This window comes from Actinomycetospora lemnae, from assembly GCF_028737315.1.
GTDB classification, from domain to species: domain Bacteria; phylum Actinomycetota; class Actinomycetes; order Mycobacteriales; family Pseudonocardiaceae; genus Actinomycetospora; species Actinomycetospora lemnae.
Genome location: NZ_JAQZAO010000015.1, coordinates 74,096 through 91,732 on the forward strand (window position 1 = coordinate 74,096; position 17,637 = coordinate 91,732).

12 protein-coding genes are annotated in these 17,637 nt (G+C 75.4%); 5 read left to right on the forward strand and 7 right to left on the reverse strand.

The window, feature by feature from the left end:
- Positions 1 to 39: 39 nt before the first annotated feature.
- On the forward strand, positions 40 to 2,826 hold the full coding sequence (locus tag PGB27_RS25865) for an AAA family ATPase (RefSeq protein ID WP_274203318.1): 2,787 nt from the start codon (positions 40 to 42) through the stop codon (positions 2,824 to 2,826).
- 76 nt (positions 2,827 to 2,902) lie between these two features.
- On the opposite strand, the gene sfnG is transcribed toward PGB27_RS25865, so the two are convergent.
- The 3 genes from sfnG to PGB27_RS25880 all read right to left on the reverse strand — a co-directional run bounded on the left by sfnG (position 2,903) and on the right by PGB27_RS25880 (position 6,818).
- Positions 2,903 to 4,033 (reverse strand): dimethylsulfone monooxygenase SfnG, encoded by a 1,131-nt coding sequence (gene sfnG, locus PGB27_RS25870; RefSeq protein WP_274203319.1) that lies wholly within the window; start codon positions 4,031 to 4,033, stop codon positions 2,903 to 2,905.
- Positions 4,034 to 4,297: 264 nt separating this feature from the next.
- Entirely contained in the window at positions 4,298 to 5,359 is a 1,062-nt protein-coding gene (locus PGB27_RS25875; RefSeq protein WP_274203320.1) for a nitrilase-related carbon-nitrogen hydrolase, read from the reverse strand.
- Between the two features lie 13 nt (positions 5,360 to 5,372).
- A complete protein-coding gene (locus tag PGB27_RS25880) occupies positions 5,373 to 6,818 on the reverse strand; it encodes an NCS2 family permease (protein WP_274203348.1) in 1,446 nt (481 codons plus the stop codon).
- 77 nt (positions 6,819 to 6,895) lie between these two features.
- On the opposite strand from PGB27_RS25880, the gene PGB27_RS25885 reads away from it, so the two are divergent.
- Positions 6,896 to 7,162, forward strand: a complete 267-nt coding sequence (locus PGB27_RS25885) for a DUF2530 domain-containing protein (RefSeq protein ID WP_274203321.1) — start codon at positions 6,896 to 6,898, stop codon at positions 7,160 to 7,162.
- 92 nt (positions 7,163 to 7,254) lie between these two features.
- Here PGB27_RS25885 and PGB27_RS25890 read toward each other — a convergent pair whose 3' ends face one another.
- Complete coding sequence (locus tag PGB27_RS25890; RefSeq protein WP_274203322.1) at positions 7,255 to 10,320, reverse strand: sacsin N-terminal ATP-binding-like domain-containing protein; 3,066 nt, start codon at positions 10,318 to 10,320, stop codon at positions 7,255 to 7,257.
- Between the two features lie 29 nt (positions 10,321 to 10,349).
- Positions 10,350 to 11,168, reverse strand: a complete 819-nt coding sequence (locus PGB27_RS25895; protein WP_274203323.1) for a DUF3027 domain-containing protein — start codon at positions 11,166 to 11,168, stop codon at positions 10,350 to 10,352.
- Positions 11,169 to 11,288: 120 nt separating this feature from the next.
- Here PGB27_RS25895 and PGB27_RS25900 point away from each other — a divergent pair, with 120 nt between their 5' ends.
- The 3 genes from PGB27_RS25900 to PGB27_RS25910 all read left to right on the forward strand — a co-directional run bounded on the left by PGB27_RS25900 (position 11,289) and on the right by PGB27_RS25910 (position 15,269).
- Positions 11,289 to 12,827, forward strand: coding sequence for an MFS transporter (locus PGB27_RS25900; protein ID WP_274203324.1), 1,539 nt, complete (start codon positions 11,289 to 11,291; stop codon positions 12,825 to 12,827).
- Between the two features lie 7 nt (positions 12,828 to 12,834).
- Positions 12,835 to 13,353 carry a DUF2771 family protein gene (locus PGB27_RS25905; RefSeq protein WP_274203325.1) on the forward strand — a complete coding sequence of 173 codons (519 nt, stop codon included), beginning with the start codon at positions 12,835 to 12,837 and terminating at the stop codon, positions 13,351 to 13,353.
- Between the two features lie 137 nt (positions 13,354 to 13,490).
- Positions 13,491 to 15,269 (forward strand): RICIN domain-containing protein, encoded by a 1,779-nt coding sequence (locus PGB27_RS25910; RefSeq protein ID WP_274203326.1) that lies wholly within the window; start codon positions 13,491 to 13,493, stop codon positions 15,267 to 15,269.
- 92 nt (positions 15,270 to 15,361) lie between these two features.
- Here the strand turns inward: PGB27_RS25910 and PGB27_RS25915 are convergent, their stop codons facing one another.
- A complete protein-coding gene (locus tag PGB27_RS25915; RefSeq protein WP_274203327.1) occupies positions 15,362 to 15,748 on the reverse strand; it encodes a cold-shock protein in 387 nt (128 codons plus the stop codon).
- 148 nt (positions 15,749 to 15,896) lie between these two features.
- Positions 15,897 to 17,546, reverse strand: coding sequence for an AMP-binding protein (locus PGB27_RS25920; protein WP_274203328.1), 1,650 nt, complete (start codon positions 17,544 to 17,546; stop codon positions 15,897 to 15,899).
- Between the last annotated feature and the right edge of the window lie 91 nt (positions 17,547 to 17,637).

Below are 17,637 nucleotides of genomic sequence, written 5' to 3' on the forward strand. Positions count from 1 at the left end.
TCAGCGGTAGGGGGACGCTCGAGAGCACGAGGTGTCACCGTGACGCTGACGCCGCCGGCCGTGACGGGCACGGCCATCCTCGAGCGCGACCAGGAGCTGGCCGCGCTCGCCGCGGTGGTGCGCGCCGCCGGGGAGGGCCGCGGCGCGCTGGCCTGGATCGAGGGCCCGCCGGGCATCGGCAAGACCCGGTTGGTGGACGCCGCGCGAGGGGCCGTCGTCGGCGCCGGGCACACCGTCCTGCTGGCCCGGGGCGGGCGCCTCGAGCGCGACTTCGCCTTCGGCGTGGTGCGCGGGCTGTTCGAGCCACTGCTCACCGACCCGGTGCGCCGCGACGGCCTCCTCGCCGGCGCGGCCCGCCTCGCCGCGGCCGTCGTGACCCCGGTGCCCGGTGACGACGCGACCCACGACGCCGCCAGCACGCTGCACGGCATCTACTGGCTCGTCGCCAACCTCGCCGAGCACGCCCCGGTGCTGCTCGTCGTCGACGACGCCCACCTCGCCGACGCGGCCTCGCTGCGGGCGCTCGCCTACCTGGCGCGGCGCGTCGCCGAGCTGCCCGTCGCCCTCGTCCTGGCCGCCCAGACGCCGGTGGGCCACGTCGAGCCCGCGGTGCTCGACGCGCTGCGCGGGGCCGAGGTGGCGACGGTGCTGCGCCCCGGGCCGCTGAGCCGGGTGGCGGTCGCGACGCTGGTGGCCGACGCGCTGGCGCACGCGGCCCCGGCCGTCGCCGACGCCTGTCACGAGGCGACCGGCGGCAACCCGCTGCTGGTCCGCGCGCTGCTCGCGGCGGCCGCGGAGACGGGGACCGACCTCGCGGCGCCCGGCGCGGTCGCCGAGCTCGCGCCCGGGGTGGTCGCGGCGTTCGTCGACCGCCGGCTGCGTGAGGCGGGCGACGACGCCGTCGCGGTCGCCGGGGCCGTCGCCGTGCTGGGGACCGCGGCCGAGCTGCGGCACGTGGCCGCGGTGTCCGGGCTCGAGGCCGACGCGGTGGCCCGGGCGGCGGACACGCTCGCCGCGACGCGGCTGCTGCGTCCCGGGCGGCCGCTGGCGTTCGCACACTCGCTGGTCGAGCAGGCCGTCGCCGACCGCCTCGACCCGGCGACCCGCCACCGCGCCCACCGGCGCGCGGCCGCCGCGCTGGACGCCGACGGCGCCGGCGCCGAACGCGTGGCGGCGCACCTCCTGCGCACCGAGGCCCTGGGCGACCCGACGGTCGTCGCGTGGCTGCGCGAGGCCGGCCGAGTCGCGCTGGGCAAGGGCGCGCCGGAGACCGCGCGGACCTACCTGCAGCGCGCCGTGGCCGAGCCGCCGCCGGCCGGGGAGCGCGCCGCGGTGCTCCACGAGCTGGGCGCCGCGACCGCCCACGTGTCCTTCGGCGAGGGCGTGGCGCTGCTCGAGGAGGCGTTCGCGACCGCGACGGACCCGCACCGGCGTGGGCTGATCGCCCTGGAGCTGGCCCGGGCGCTGTCGGTCACGCTCGCGTTCGGGCGGGCGCTGGAGGTCCTCGACGAGGCCGCCGCGGCCCTCGCCGGGACCGACGACGGCGAGCTGGCCACCGAGCTCGCCGCCGCGACCGTGGGCCTCGCCCGCCGGGACCCCGCGCGGCGGGCGGCGGCCGCCGAGCTGACCCGCACGCTGCGCCGCGACGGCCCGCTGCCGGGGCGTGGCGGGCCGGCCCTGCTGGCGTTCACCGCGCTCGACGCGCTGCAGACCGCGCGGGACTCGACGGCGGTGGACCTCGCCCGCGAGGCGCTCGACGCCACCCTGCGCGAGCCCGCCCCGGACCCGGGCGTCGTCCTGCCGGCGACGATGGTGCTGGTCGCGATCGATCACCTCGACCCCGTCCGGGCGTGCGCCGAGGCGATGCTCGCGGGGGCGCGGCGCCGGGGGTCGACCTACGACTTCGTCGCCGCGAGCGTGCTGCGGACCCAGACCCGCTACCTGCAGGGACGCCTCGACGAGGCCGAGGCCGACGCGCGCCTCGCCGACGCCCTCGCCGTCGAGCACGGCCTGCACACCCGCCGCTACACGCTTGCCTGGCTGGTCGTGGTGCTCGTCGAGCGCGGCGCCGTGGACGAGGCCGCGGCCACGCTCGCGGCCGCCGACGCCCCCACGGGGCTGGCGTACCTCCTCGAGGCGCGGGGCCGGTTGCGGCTCGCGCAGGGCCGGGCCGGCGAGGCGCGCGACGACTTCGCCGGCTGCGGGGAGCGGCTGCGGCTGCGCGGCATCGAGCACCCCGGCCTGCTGCCCTGGCGCACAGGGCTCGCCACCGCGCTGCACCGCCTCGGCGACGCGGACGGCGCGGTGCGGGCGGCCGACGAGGCGGTCGCGGCCGGGCGCCGCTTCGCGGCACCCCGCGCGCTGGGCGACGCCCTGCGGGTGCGCGGGCTGGTCGGCGGCACCCTCGCCCCGCTGCGCGAGGCCGTGACGCTGCTCGAGCCCACGCCGGCGCGCCTGGAGCTCGCGCGCGCCCGGGTGGACCTCGGGGCGGCGCTGCGCCGCGACAACCAGCGGGTCGCGGCGCGCGGCGAGCTCGCCGCCGGGCAGGACCTGGCGCGCCGGTGCGGCGCCGACCCGCTCGTCGCGCGCGCCCGCGAGGAGCTGCGCGCGGCCGGCGCGCGCCCGCGACGGGTGGCCGTCACCGGCGCCGAGGCGCTCACGGCCGCCGAGCGGCGGGTCGCCGACCTCGCCGCCGACGGCCTGTCGAACCGCGAGGTGGCCCAGGCGCTGTTCGTCACCACGAAGACCGTCGAGACCCACCTCGGGCACGTGTACCGCAAGCTCTGCGTGACCGGGCGCGACGAGCTGGCGGCCCTGCTCGGCTGACTGTCGGGGCGCGACCCCGAGGATCCTCGTGAGCGGACTTTGGCGCTATAGCGCCGGAGTCCGCTCACGGGGGAGGTCAGGCCTGCGCGAGCGCCGGGGCCGGCTCGGCGTCGGGGAGCTCGGCCTCCTTTTCGCGGATGATCGGCAGGACCTCCTTGCCGAACTGCTCGATCTCCTCCTTCACGTGCAGGAAGCACAGGAGGTTGAGGTCGACGCCGAGCTTCTTGTACGCGATGACGCGGTCGGCGACCTGCTCGGCGGTGCCGATGAGCTGGGTCTTGAAGCCGTCGTTGTACTGGACGAGATCCTCGAAGGACGACTCCGCCCACATGCCCTTGCCGTCCGACGCCGACTTCCCGGCCTGCGCCACGGCGTCGCGGAAGCCCTGGACCTGCTCGACGTTCGCCTTGTCGACGATCTCGCGCAGGGTGTCGCGGGCCTCCTTCTCGGTGTCCCGGACGATCATGAAACCGTTGAGGCCGAAGTTCACCGACCGGTCGTTCGCCGCGGCCTCGGCGTTGATCACGTCGAGCTGCTCGGTGACGCCGTCGAAGTCCTTGCCGTTGGAGAAGTACCAGTCCGACACCCGGCCGGCCATCTTCTGGGCCGCCGTCGAGTTGCCGCCCTGGAAGATCTCCGGGTGCGGGCGCTCGGGGGTGTTCAGCGGCTTGGGCTTCAGCGTGTAGTCGTGGAAGCGGTAGAAGTCGCCGCGGAAGGTGAAGTCGTCCTCCTCCCAGATGCCCTTGAGGCATCGGATGAACTCCTCGGTACGGCGGTAGCGCTCATCGTGCTCGAGCCACGGCTCGCCGAAGGCGGTGAACTCGCCCTTGAACCAGCCGGAGACGACGTTGGTGGCGAAGCGGCCGCCGGTGAGGTGGTCGGCGGTGGCGCCGAAGTTGGCGAACACGCCCGGGTGCCACATGCCGGGGTGCACCGCGGCCATGACCTTGAGCTTCTCGGTGGCCATCATGATCGCGAGCGACAGCGACGTCGACTCGTGCTGGTACTCGGCCGAGTAGCTCGCCATGTACCGGACCTGGGACAGCGCGTACTCGAACCCGGCGGCCTCGGCGGCGCGGGCGGTGTCGCGGTTGTACTCCCAGTTCCAGTCGGTGCGCTGCTCGATGCCGCTGGTGACCAGGCCGCCCGAGACGTTGGGGACCCAGTAGGCGAACTTCAGGGGCTTGGTGGGGATGCCGACGGACACGGCGGTGTGCCTCCTCGCAGAGGGGTGAGGGCGCGCGAGCGCGCGCAGGAATCCGGACAGGGGGACGAGACGGGGCTCAGCGACAGACGCGACAGAGCGCGGCCGCGAGCAGCCCGTGGTCGACGTGCCGGCGGCGCGTCAGCGGTGCCCGATCCATTGGCCACGACGCTTCCCGGACCGCCGGGCCCTGTCAACCGGAGGCCGGGTCGGGTCACACCCGAGGGCGCTCGGGGAGACGCCACGAGCGGGAGCTCGCCCCGTGGATCAGGGACGGCGCCAGACGTCGCGCTCGTGGAGCAGCTCGATCTGCTTCTCGGTGACCTCGCGGCGGTACTCGGCGTGGTCGTAGGGCTTGCGGTCCAGGTAGAGGTTCTTCGGGTAGATCGGCTCGGCGTAGATCGTCCGGTACTGCTCGGTCGTGAGGTCCTTGAGCCAGTTGCCGAACTGGGCGCGGGCGCGGAAGTCGCGCAGCGCCTGGATGTCGATCGTGCCGGCCAGGTAGGTGGAGTGGCCCGCGTAGCCGACCTCGCCGACCACGGTGCCGCGGTAGTCGCAGATCATGCTCGGCGAGCCGAACGTGTCGATCGGGATGTCGGAGTCGGTGTGCAGGTAGTAGGTGCCGACCTGGTTGGCCACCACGTACATGTTGTTGTCCAGGGCGCGCGCCCGGTTCTGGATCTCGTAGAAGCCGTTGCCGGCGTGCGGGTGCGGGTACGGGCCGCGGTAGGCGACCTCGCAGCCGTTCATCGCCAGGCCGCGCGCGTTCTCCGGGTACGACGCCTCGTTCGCCATCATGATCCCGAGGCGCCCGATCTCGGTGTCGGCGACCGGGTAGAACGCGTCGAGCCCGTCGCCGTAGAGCTCGACCCAGCGGTCCCACACGTTGTGCGGGGTGACCGAGTGCTCGACCGGCTGCAGCGGCGTGACCTTGTAATGGGTCAGCACGATCTCCTGCTGCGGCGAGATCGCGAACCCGACGTTGAAGAACCGGCCGGGGAACTCGGGGTGCCGCGCCTTCGCCGTGGCCATGACGTAGGCGTCGTACGTCGCCGCGAGCCGCCCGAGCGCGTCGGTCTCCGGCCCCGGGACGTCGATCGCGCACTCGCGGGCGAACCACTCGTGGTCGTGGTCGAGGACCTCGTCGTTGAACCCCTGCAGCGCGCCCTCGGGGATGGTGATGAGCCGGACGGGCAGGGCCATGGCCGAGAGCCACGACGCGGCCTTGGCCAGGTGCTCGAGGTGCTCGATGTTGACCTTGATCTCGTCGCGGTGGCGGATCCCGCGCATCGTCGGGATCAGGCCGACCACCTGGTAGGGCTCGATCACGGGCCCGAGTACCTCACAGGCCGAACAGCACCCGCAACGGGGTGACGGCGAAGTACAGGACGAACGCGACCGCGACGACCCACATCAGCGGGTGGATCTCCCGCACGCGACCGGTGGCCGTGCGCAGCAGCACCCAACTGATGAAACCGGCGCCGATGCCGTTGGCGATCGAGTACGTGAACGGCATGACGACGATCGTCAGGAACACCGGCAGCGCCACCGAGAAGTCCGACCACTCGACGTCGCGGACCCCGCCGATCATCAGGGCGCCGACGATCACCAGGGCCGGGGCGGCCGCCTCGACCGGCACGACCTCGTAGAGCGGCGTGAAGAACATGGCGACGAGGAAGAGCACGCCGGTGACGACGTTCGCGAGGCCGGTGCGCGCGCCCTCGGCGATGCCCGACGCCGACTCGACGAACACGGTGTTCGAGCTCGACGACGCCGCGCCGCCGGCGATCGCGCCGGCGCCCTCGACGACGAGCGCGCGCCCGACGCGCGGCAGCTGGCCGTTCTGGTCGAGCAGACCGGCCTGGCGCCCGAGGCCGGTCATGGTGCCCATGGCGTCGAAGAAGTTCGCGAGCACGAGCGTGAACACCAGCAGCGTCACCGCGAGCGCGGGGAGCCGGGCGAACGCGCCGAACGAGACGTCGCCGACGAGCGAGAGGTCGGGCAGCGAGACGATCGAGGACGGCAGGCCCGGGTAGCCGAGGTTCCAGCCCTTCGGGTTCGTGCCGTTCGACGGCCCGACCGCCACGATCGCCTCGACGACGATCGCCACGAGCGTCGTGGCCAGCACCCCGAGCAGGATGCCGGCACGCACGCCCCGCGCGACGAGCACGCCGGTGAGCAGCAGGCCGAAGCAGAACACCGCCGTCGGCCACGACGCGATCGAGCCCTCGATGCCCAGGCCGACCGGCACCGTCGTGTTCGCGGCGTCGGGCAGGCGGCGCACGAACCCGGCGTCGACGAGCCCGATGAACGCGATGAACGCGCCGATGCCGGCCGCGATCGCGATCTTCAGTGGGTCGGGGATCGCGTTGAACACCGCGGTCCGGAACCCGGTGAGGCCCAGGATCACGATGATGACGCCGTTGACGACGACGAGGCCCATCGCCTCCGGCCAGCTGACCTGCGGCGCGATCGTCACCGCGACCAGGGTGTTGATGCCGAGCCCGGTGGCCATGGCGAACGGGAAGTTCGCGACGAGGCCGAAGATGATCGTCATGACGCCCGCGACCAGGGCCGTGACGGCCGCGACCTGCGGCACCGTGAGCGTCGCGCCGAGGATGTCGCGCTTCGCCGACGGCGAGGCCGGGTCGATGCTCCCCAGGATCAGGGGGTTGAGGACCACGATGTAGGCCATCGTCACGAACGTGACGACACCCCCGCGGACCTCCTGGCCGACCGAGGTCCCCCGCTCGTTCAGGCGGAAGAAGCGCTGCAACACGGCGGGCAGGCTAACCGCATCACAGGTATTTCATGTCTGTGATCTCCGTGGCGCAACACGGTGTTTCCACCACGTAGGGTGAGCCCGTGGCCCGCCGCCTCGATCTGCACGCCGAACCGCCGCCGCTACCGCGGCGGCTGACCGACCCGGTGCCGGCCGTCCTCGCCGGCTCGGCGGTGTGGGTGGTCGTCGCCGTGGTGCTCGGTGTGCTGGCGGCGACCGGCGTCCGGCCGCTCGACGCGTGGTTCGCCGCGGCGCTGTGCGGGGTCGCGCTCGGCGGGATCGGGCTCGGGGTCCTCGCGCTGCAGCGCCGCGCCGTGCGCCGCGGCGTCAAGTGGGCGCAGAAGCTGTAGGCCACACCGGCGCACCCGGCGACGGTCCGCGGCGGGCGCCCGGTGACCGCGGCGACCGTGTCGACGCGGGAGGGGCGGACGGATTCGGTCCGCTACTTCTCGTGCTCGTGGGCCAGCGCGGCGATCAGCCCGCGCACCGGGTCGTCGGCGTGGGTGACGCCGTCGTCGTCGACCCACGCCGAGGGCGTGTACTCGACCGGCGCGCCGCCCCGCTCGCCGTCGACGACCAGCACCCGCAGGCGCTCGTGCAGCACCAGCGCGCCGTCCGGCAGCGCCTGCCCGAGCGCCGCCGCCCAGGACACCGCCGCGGGCAGCTCCTCCCATGGCACCGCGCGCCCGCCCTCGCGGACCGTGACGCGCACGCGCTCGGACGCCGGGGCGAGGTCGAGGAGGTCGGCGAGCACCGCCGGGTCGCCGGTGCCCGGCAGCACGAGGACCGCGGGCGGGAGGACACCGGCGAGCTGGGCGCGGTCGAGGACGGCGGGCGGGGTGTCGCGGGCCGGGTCGGCGTCGCGGACGCGGCCGTCGGCGGTGCGCACGCGGTCGGGCGGCTCGACGTCGGCGACGGTGACGCGGCCGGCCGCGACCGCCTCGGCGAGCGCGGCGTGCGCGGCGGCGGCGCGGGCCGGGGGCACGGTGCGCTCGGGGTCGGCGAGGCGGGCGAGGAGGTCGGTGGCGTCGTCGGCGCACGCCACCCGGGCCCGCGTGCGCACGCCCACCGCCGCGAGGAACGCCGGGTCGAGGCGCGCGGCGACGGCGTCGGGCACCGGGTCCCAGAGCCCCGCCACCGCGGTGGCGCCGGGCAGCCGCCACGCCGTCGGCGGGCGCCCCGCGAGGCGTCCGTGGCGCCCGAGCCACCAGGCGGTGTAGGGGCGCGGCCGGTCGTCGCCGGCGGCCTCCACGGGACGGGCGCCGCCGAGGGCCTCGCGCACCTCCCGGTCACCCGCGAGCACGGTCCACGCGGCGTCCCAGCGGTCGTCGGCGACGAGCTCGAGGTCGCGCACGGCGACCATCGGGCCCGGGCCGGGCCCGTCGGGGCCGTCGAGGCGCTCGGCGGCCGGGTCGACCTCCTCGGCCCACCACGTCTCCTCGTCGTCGAGGTCGTGGTCGGGACCGGCGGGGGCGTCGTCGCGCAGGACCGCGAAGCCGTCGAGCACGCCGACCGCGGTGAGCGCGTGACGAGGGTGGGCCGCAGCGACGGCCGGGTCGAGCACCCCGAGCGGGCCGTCCGGGTCGACGAGCCCGCGCAGCGCGCCGTCGGGCAGGACGAGCTCGTCGGCGCGCCGGTACCCGCCGTCGGCGTCGCGCAGGGCCACCGCGCCGAGCCCGCCGTCGGGGTCGCCGCCGGCCGCGACGAGGGCCAGTACCAGGTCGCCGAGCGCGTCGAGGAGCTCGGGGTCCGCACCCGCCTCGGCGTCGTCGACCGAGCGCTCGACGGCCTCGCGCAGGGCGGGGTCGGCGAGCAGCGCGGGACCCTCGACCGGGCGCGCGCCGAGGGCGACGAGCAGGTCGCGGGCGCCGGGGTCCGCGTCGAGGCCCGGGGCGGCGACCCGCAGCCCGGGGACCGCGGCCGCCGCGAGCCGGGCCGCCAGATCGGTGTCGCCGTCCGTGCCGCCGTCCGTGCCGCCGTCCGCGAGCAGCACGCCCCGCGCCCCGCGCACCACCCGGCCGTCGGCCAGCGGCACCGGCAGGCCGGCGAGCTCCTCGCGCGCGCCGGACGCGGTGAGCGCGGGCAGGGCCGCCAGGCCCGCGACGAGCGCGCGCCACCACGCCACGGGCCGGTCGAGGCCGGCGAGGGCGTCGACGAGCGCGGCGGGGCCGACCCTGGTCACCCCGACCGCGGCGAGCGCGGCCGCGTGGCGGGGCGCGGCGAGCCGGGCGTCGACGAGGCCGGGCAGCACGTCGGCGAGCCGGTCGCCCAGCGCGGCGAGCGCCTCCGGCGGGGCGGTGGGGTCGAGGTCGAGGACCTGCGCGGCGGCCGGGGCGAGGTCCCGGCCGGCGGTGCCCGGCAGCCACGGCGAGGTCCGCAGCGCGCCGAGCACGGCGTCGCGCAGGGTCGCGTCGACCGCCGACGCGGGCAGCGCGGGCCGCGGCACCAGCCCGGGGCGCTCGTCGACGGGCCGGGCGCGCACGAGGTCGGGGTAGCGGGCCGCGGCGGCACGCAGGACGTGCTCGGTGACCGGGCCGGGCCGCACGTGCCGCCGGTCGGGGTCGAGGGGGACGGTGGCGAGCAGGCGCGCGGGCAGGGTGGTGCGCTCGTCGGTGGGGGTCGGCGCGTGCAGCACGTCGGAGGAGGCCGCGGCGCCGTCGGCGGGCACGGCCCAGGTGGCGCGCCACCCCGTCCGCGTGCGGTCCTCGACCGCGAGCCCGGCGAGCAGGTCGGCGGGGATCGTGCCCTCGACGCGGAGCACGTGCCAGGCGCGGTCGCCGACCCGCACGACGTCCCCGTCCTCGGTGCGCGCGACCACGCCGCCGGGCAGGTCGACCGCCTGCAGCGGGGGCAGGGCGAGCAGCAGGTCGGGCGCCTGGGCCGCCGCGGCGGCGAGGAGGTCCGCCGGCTCGAGGCCCGGGAGCAGCGGGAGGCGGACCTCGGTGTCGGTGCCCGGGGGCGGAGCCGGTTCGTCGGCGTCGGTGGGCCAGACGAGCCGCAGGGCCGGGGCCGCGCCGTCGCGGCGGGCGAGCTCGTCGGCGAGCGCGGGCACCCCCGCGTCGGCGACCGCGCGGGCCGTGCGGGCCCGGTCGAACGCGACGCCGGCGACGGTGCCGTCGGGGCGTCGGGTGACGACGCGCGGGGCGTCGCTGACCGCGGTCACCGCCGCGAACCCGACCCCGAACCGACCCACCCCGCCGTCGCCGCGCTTCGCCGACGCGCGCAGGGACGCCAGCGCGGCGACGCCGTCGGCGTCCAGCGGCGCACCCGCCCCGGCGACGTGGACCTCGCCGCCCTCGAGACGCACCCGCAGCACCGTCGTGGTCCCGGCCCGCTCCGCGGCGTCGGCGGCGTTCTGGGCGAGCTCGACGAACCAGCGGTCGCGGTAGCCCCCGCGGAGCAGGTCCTCCTCGGCGTTGGCGTCCTCGCGGAAGCGCGCCGGCGACCCCGACCACGCGTCGAGGACGGCCTGCCGCAGGGCGGCCGTGCCGAAGGGATCGGGGCTCACGGCTCCCCTGTCCCCGATCTGTCGCGTCCTCAGCCGCCCGAACCGGTGGTCTCGGGCTCCATCTCGACGCCGTCGTCGTAGACGAGGTCCGCGACCGCGATGATCGACCCGCTGTCGACCTGCATCTCGGAGTGGCCGCCGCACCCGTACTCGGCGTGCACCACGTGCCCGTCGGCGGGGACGTTGCCGTTGCCGCACACCCCGAACGCGGCCCGCAGCGAGCCCGCGACCGGCAGGTAGAAGCCGCACGTGCCGCAGTGCGCCGACGCCGCGCGGGCCATGTCGGCGCCGGGACCGAAGTCGCCGCCCGACCAGCGCACCGCCGCGTCCAGGCGTCCCTCGCGGCTCATCACGCGCGGGCGGCCCATGCCCAGCTCGTCGCCGACCTCGCGGACCCCGGGACCGGGCTCGGGCGCCTCGGCGGCCTCCTCCTCGTCGGGGTCGAGGGCGGCGTGCGCGGGCACGAGGCGCTCGTCGTCCTCCTCGACGGGCAGCAGGTCGCCGGGGCCGAGGTCCTCGGCGCGCAGCCGCTCGGTCCACGGCACCCACGTCGGCGCGACCACCGACTCCGGCCCGGGCAGCAGCACGACCTCGCTGACGTTGACGTCGCCCTCGGGTCCGGCGACGGTCACGGCCCAGTACCAGCCGCGGTAGCCCGGCTTGTCGGCCGCGAAGTAGTGGGTCGCGGCGTCGGGCACGTCCTCGGCGCGGACCGCGACGGCCTCGCCGACCTGGCCGGCCTCGCCGTCGGCGGTCTCCACGGCGGCGGCGCGCGCCAGCTCGCCCACGGCGGCGAGGTGGGCGGGGACGGTCGACGGGACGGCGGGGTCGGCGAGCTCGGGGACCACGCCACGATTGTGCCCGCCACGCCGCCGGACGGCGGAGCCGGGCGTGCACCGGCCACTCCCGGTCGGCAGCCGGTCACCGAGGGTGTCCCGATCGGGGGGCCCGTCGGTCATCATGGACCCGTGACCGGACCGTACGGCCCGCCGCCGCGCCGCCGGCCCGAGCGCCTGCCGCCCACGGCCCGGTCCACGCGACCCTTCCCCGAGGGCGACCCCGGCGAGCCCGCCGACGACCAGGACACCCGCTACGCGACGCGCTTCGACCCGCGCGCCGACACCCGCCACGACGCCCGCACCGAGGACCCCCGCGCGCACGACCCCCGTGGCGAGGACGACGACCCCGGTCCCCGCAAGATCACCGTCACCCGCGTCGCGGCCTGGCGGGCCCGACGCCTCACCCGCCGGGGCGCGCAGGCCTTCCACCGCGCCGCGTCCGCCGACGGCGCCGACCGCTCCGGGCTCACGGCGCTGACCTACGCCTGGATGGCCAACTACGCCTCCGACGCGACGCTCGCGGTCGCGCTGGCCAACACGCTGTTCTTCTCGGCGGCGAGCGCCGAGAGCAAGGGCCGGGTGGCGCTCTACCTGCTCATCACCGTGGCGCCGTTCGCGCTGGTCGCGCCGGTGATCGGGCCGGCGCTCGACCGGCTGCAGCAGGGCCGGCGCGCGGCGATGGCGGCGTCCACCGCGGGCCAGGGCGCGCTCGCGGTCGTGCTCGCGCTCTACATGGACACCTGGGCGCTGTACCCGGCGGCGCTGGGGATCATGGTGCTGTCGAAGTCGTTCGGCGTGCTCAAGGCCGCGGTGACCCCGCGCGTGCTCCCACCCGGCATCACGCTGGTGACGACGAACTCCCGGCTCACCGTCTTCGGCCTGATCGCGTCCGGGGTCGCGGGGGCGGTCGCGGCCGGTGTCGCGTGGCTCTTCGGCTCCCCCGGCGCCGCGTGGCTCACCGCGGTCATCTGCCTCGCGGCCGTGTGGCTGTGCCTGCGCATCCCGGCGTGGGTGGAGGTCACCGAGGGCGAGGAGCCCACGCGCATCCTCCCGGTGCCCGGGGTCACCGAGGACGTCCCGCGTCGCAGCCCGCTGTCCCGCGACGTCGTCACCGCCCTGTGGGCCAACGGCACGATCCGCAGCCTCACCGGCTTCCTCATGCTGTTCGCGGCCTTCGTCGTCAAGAACGAGACCGAGGGCGCGCCGGGCGACCAGCTCGTGCTGCTCGGGATCGTCGGCGCCGCCGCCGGGGCGGGCGGGTTCCTCGGCAACTTCATCGGCGCGCGACAGCGCTTCCGCCGCCCGCGCGTGCTCCTCGTCGTCGGTCTCGTGCTCGCGCTGGCGGCGGTGGTCGTCGCGGCCGTGCTGACGGGGCTCGCGAGCGCCGCGGTCTGCGCGCTCGTCGCCGCGACCACCAGCGCCCTGCTCAAGGTCTGCCTCGACGCCGTCGTCCAGCGCGACCTGCCCGAGGCGAGCCGCGCCTCGGCGTTCGGGCGCTCCGAGACGATCCTGCAGCTCTCGTGGGTGTTCGGCGGCGCGCTGGGCGTGCTGCTGCCGCCGACGTGGTGGATCGGGTTCACGGTGATCGGCGCCGTGGTGGCGCTCGGTACCGTGCAGACCGTGCTGGTGAGCCGCGGGTCGTCGATGATCCCCCGGAGGGGGCGGTGAGGTCGCTGTGAGATCGCTGCGCTCGCTCTCCCGCCGGACGCTGGTCGTCGGCGCCGTCGTCCTGGTCGCCGTCGTGGCCGTGGTCGTCGTGCTCGTCGTGCGGGCGACGGCCGGGCCCTCGTCGCCCGGCGACGTGACCTTCGCCGCGGGCGGGGCCACCGCGACCGTCGGTGCGAGCCAGTTCTGCGACGTCCAGGTCACGGAGTGCGGCGACGACCCCGGGGCGACCGCCGTCCTGCGCGTCCCGCCGAACACCCCGCTGACGGTCACGGTGCCCGAGGAGGTCGCGCGCACCCCGTGGCAACTCGCGTTCACCTTCCGTGACCCGACCGGCGCCACCCAGCAGGGCCGCAGCCCCGTGTTCGCGCCGGGCACCACCCCGAGCTTCACGCTCGTCCTGCCGGCCGCCCCCGACCAGCTGACCAGCGCCGAGGTCCAGCAGTACGGCGCGCGGATCAGTCAGGGCCCCAACGGCCTGGAGTTCGCGACGCGCGCGACGTGGGTGCTGAGCGTCGACGACCGCTGATCCACCCCGGCGCGCCTCCGTCGAGTGACACGCGGTCGAGTGGTAGAGATCGCTATCACCCGATCAGCCCTGGGTACCGGTAACGCAGGGCGCCAGGGTGCGCGACTGCATCGGGGACTCTCGGGGGGAAACACCACATGGTCACGTCGCGTGCCATCACCGTCCGCCGCCGCGCCTCGCGGTGGTTCGCCGTGCTCGGGGTGCTCGTCGCCGCCGCGCTCGTGTTCTCGACCGTCGCGGTCGCGCCGCAGGCCGAGGCGGCCACCGTCCTGGGCCAGTTCCGCAACGGCTCCGGCAAGTGCCTGGAGAACCTCAACAACGCCACGACGACGAACAACACGATCCGGATCAACGCCTGCGGTCCGACGACCACGCAGGCCCAGCAGTTCAGCCGGTGGGCGAACGACGAGGCGATCAAGACGCCCGCGGGGCGGTGCCTCGGCACGCTGAACAACGGCACCGCGGCCGGCACCAACGTCGTGCTCGTCGCCTGCAACCCCGCGAACAACACCCAGCACTGGGTGATCCGCACCGACGGCCTCGTGGTCAACCGGCAGGCGGTGCGCTGCCTCGCGCCGCTGAACAACTCGACCGCCAACGGCACGCGCACGGTCCTCGCGAACTGCACGACCGCCGCCGCGATGCGCTGGACCGTCCCGGCGGCCTCGACGCCGACGACGACCCCGACGACGACCACCACCCCCGTCCCGCCGACGACCACGACCACCACGACGGTCCCGCCGACCACCACCACGGTCCCGCCGACCACCACGACCACCACCCCGCCGCCGGCCGGGCGCGACCCGCTGCGCCAGCCCTTCTCGTCGACGTCGATCTGGAACATGCCGATCGGCAGCGGCGCGGTGTACGTCCCCGCGGACCTGCCCGCGCTGCCCGGCGGCAGCACCGGCGCCCGCGTGCCGCAGGTCGACGACGAGCCGCTGATCCTCACGCCGACCGCGCCCCTGACCGACATCCTGTTCAGCTCGGGCGGATGGGGCGGCGACCGCTGCCAGAACGACCCCACGCGCGTGCTCGCGAGGGCGCCGATCCCGTCGGGCTACGTCCTGCCCAGCGACAACAAGAACCAGAGCGCCGCGATCCTCGCCGCCGACGGCCGCACGATCATCTCGCCCCAGCCGCTCGCCCGGTGCCGTGCGGGCGGGCCGGCGACCAGCTACGTCCGCTACCCCGACCAGGACATCTACGGCCCGGGCATCGAGGGCTCGCACGGCGGGTCGGGCATGAGCGCGCTCGGCGGGTCGATCCGCATCGGCGAGCTGCGCCCCGGCCAGCAGGGGCCGCGGCACGCGCTGAAGGTCAACCTCTACGCCCGCGGCGAGCTCGGGGTCTGCGGGCCCACGCGCGCCGAGTGCTTCCGCTGGCCGGCGGTGAAGTCGGACTCGCGCGCGGTCACCTGGTACGGCCAGGCGACCAACAACCAGAACCGCGCCATGCGCATGGGCGCGCTGCTGGCGCTGCCGGCGAGCACGAGCATCGCCTCGCTGAACCTGCAGACCGAGCCCGCCCGCCAGATCGCGTGGACGCTGCAGAACTACGGCGCCTACGTCGTCGACGACACCAGCGGTCCGTCGTTCGCCCTCAACGCCGAGAACGGGCCGGGCGGCAACATGCGCACGCAGTTCCGCGGCGACTGGGGCTACGACTTCGAGATCTACGCCAGCAACGCCAACGCCTGGAGCCGCGACCTCCAGAAGCTCCGCACCGCGCTCGCCGTCGTCGACAACAACGGGCCGACCAGCATCGGCGGCGGCGGGACGCCCCGCCAGCCGCTGCTGCCCGAGCTCGTGCAGCCGCTGGTGACGGTCCCGCCGACCGTGCCCACGGCCCCGCAGACGACGGCGACCAGTGGCCCCGTGCCGCCGACGACGACCGGGCCGGTGCCGGGCAGCTGACCGGGAGCCGCGGGGGCGCCCGCCCGTGCTCCGGGACGGGCGGGCGCTCCCGCGTCCGTGGCGGGGTCGGTGACGGGGGACGGTGGCGGGGATCAGCCCTCGAGCTCGCGCGCCACCGCGCGGACGACCTCGGCCAGCTGCTTGGTGTGGCGGCGGTCCGGGTAGCGGCCGCGCCGCAGCTCGGGCTGCACGCGGGCCTCCAGGATCTTGATCATGTCGTCGATGAGGCCGTGGAGCTCGTCGGGCGAGCGGCGGGCGGCCTCGGACACCGAGGGCAGGGGATCGACGAGCCGGACCTGCAACGCCTGCGGCCCGCGCCGGCCCTCGGCGATCCCGAACTCGACGCGCTGCCCGGACTTCAGCGTCTCCACCTCACGGGGCAGCGCCCCCTTGGGCACGTAGACGTCCGCCCCGCCCTCCTGCGAGAGGAAGCCGAACCCCTTCTCGGCGTCGTACCACTTGACCCTGCCGGTCGGCACCGTCGTCTCCCTGTCCTGCGTCCACCCACGACAAAGCGCCCCGGCGGCCGTGCCGGAGCGCAGACGTCCAGGATATCCCCGCGCAGCCACCACGAATCCGCCGTGCGGACGCCACCTACCCGATCCGCGGCCCGATCCTGCGTCGGGCTCAGGCCGTCGGGCTCTGGCTCAGGCCCAGCAGCTCGACGGCCTCGGCGCGCATCTCCACCTTGCGGACCTTGCCCGTGACGGTCATCGGGAACTCGTCGACGACGTGCACGTAGCGCGGGATCTTGTAGTGGGCGAGCTTGCCGGAGGAGAACTCCCGGATCGCCTCCGCGGTGAGCGGCTCGGCGCCCGGCCGCATCCGCACCCACGCCATGAGCTCCTCGCCGTAGCGCTCGTCGGGCACGCCGATGACCTGGGCGTCGACGACGTCGGGGTGGGTGTAGAGGAACTCCTCGATCTCGCGCGGGTAGATGTTCTCGCCGCCGCGGATGACCATGTCCTTGATCCGGCCGGTGATGTTGATGTAGCCCTCGTCGTCCATGACGCCGAGGTCGCCGGTGTGCATCCAGCGGGCCCGGTCGATGACCTCGGCGGTCTTCTCGGGCTGGTCCCAGTAGCCGAGCATCACCGAGTAGCCGCGGGTGCACAGCTCGCCGGGCTCGCCGCGGGGCACGGTGCGGCCGGTCTCCGGGTCGACGATCTTCGACTCGAGGTGGGGCATCGTGCGGCCCACGGTGGACACGCGGCGGTCGAGCGAGTCGTCGCGGCGGGTCTGGGTGGACACGGGGCTGGTCTCGGTCATGCCGTAGCAGATCGACACCTCGCTCATGCCCATCCGCTCGACGACCTGCTTCATCACCTCGATCGGGCACGGCGAGCCCGCCATGATCCCGGTGCGCAGGCTCGTGAGGTCGTAGGACTCGAAGTCGTCCAGCCCCAGCTCGGCGATGAACATCGTCGGCACGCCGTAGAGCGAGGTGCACCGCTCCTCGGCGACGGCCTCGAGGGTCAGCGTCGGGTCGAACCCGGGCGCGGGGATGACCATGGTCGCGCCGGAGCTGGTGCACGCGAGGTTGCCCATCACCATGCCGAAGCAGTGGTAGAAGGGCACGGGGATGCAGACGCGGTCGACGTCGGTGTAGCCGCAGAGCTGCCCGACGAAGAAGCCGTTGTTGAGGATGTTGTGGTGCGACAGCGTCGCGCCCTTCGGGAACCCGGTGGTCCCCGACGTGTACTGGATGTTGATCGGGTCGTCCGGCGTCAGCGTCGCCTGCACCTCGCGCACGCGGGACGTGTCGCCGGAGCGGTCGAACAGGCCGTGCCACTCGTCGGAGTCGATGATCACGACCCGCTGCAGCGCCTGCCGCTCGGGCCGGACCTCCTCGATCATCGCGGCGTAGTCGGAGGTCTTGAAGCTGCGCGCGGCGACCAGCAGCGAGATGCCCGCCTGGTCGAGCACGAAGGCGAGCTCGTGGGTCCGGTACGCCGGGTTGATGTTGACGAGGATCGCGCCGATCTTCGCCGTCGCGTACTGCAGCAGCGTCCAGGGCGAGCAGTTGGGCGCCCAGATGCCGACCCGGTCGCCGACGGCCACGCCGGCCTCGAGCAGCCCGAGCGCGAGCGCGTCGACCTCGGCCACGAACTGTGCCCACGTGAACCGCTCGCCCCGCGCCCGGTCGACCAGCGCCTCGGCGTCCGGTCGCGCACCGGCGGTGCGGTCGAGGTTGTCGCCGATGGTGTCCCCGAGCAGGGGGATGTCCGAGATCCCCGAGGTGTAGCTGGGGACGAGGGGCTGGGCGGGCGCCGTCACAGAAGACCTCCGGGCACGAGCACGTGATGTGACCACTGTGGTCGGGGCCACGATGTCACGGCGGCCGCCCCGCCGTCACCGGACGGACGGA

Excerpts from the sequence above, each read along its gene's own strand:
- PGB27_RS25910 (WP_274203326.1), top strand. The coding sequence starts at position 13,491 with ATGGTCACGTCGCGTGCCATCACCGTCCGCCGCCGCGCCTCGCGGTGG.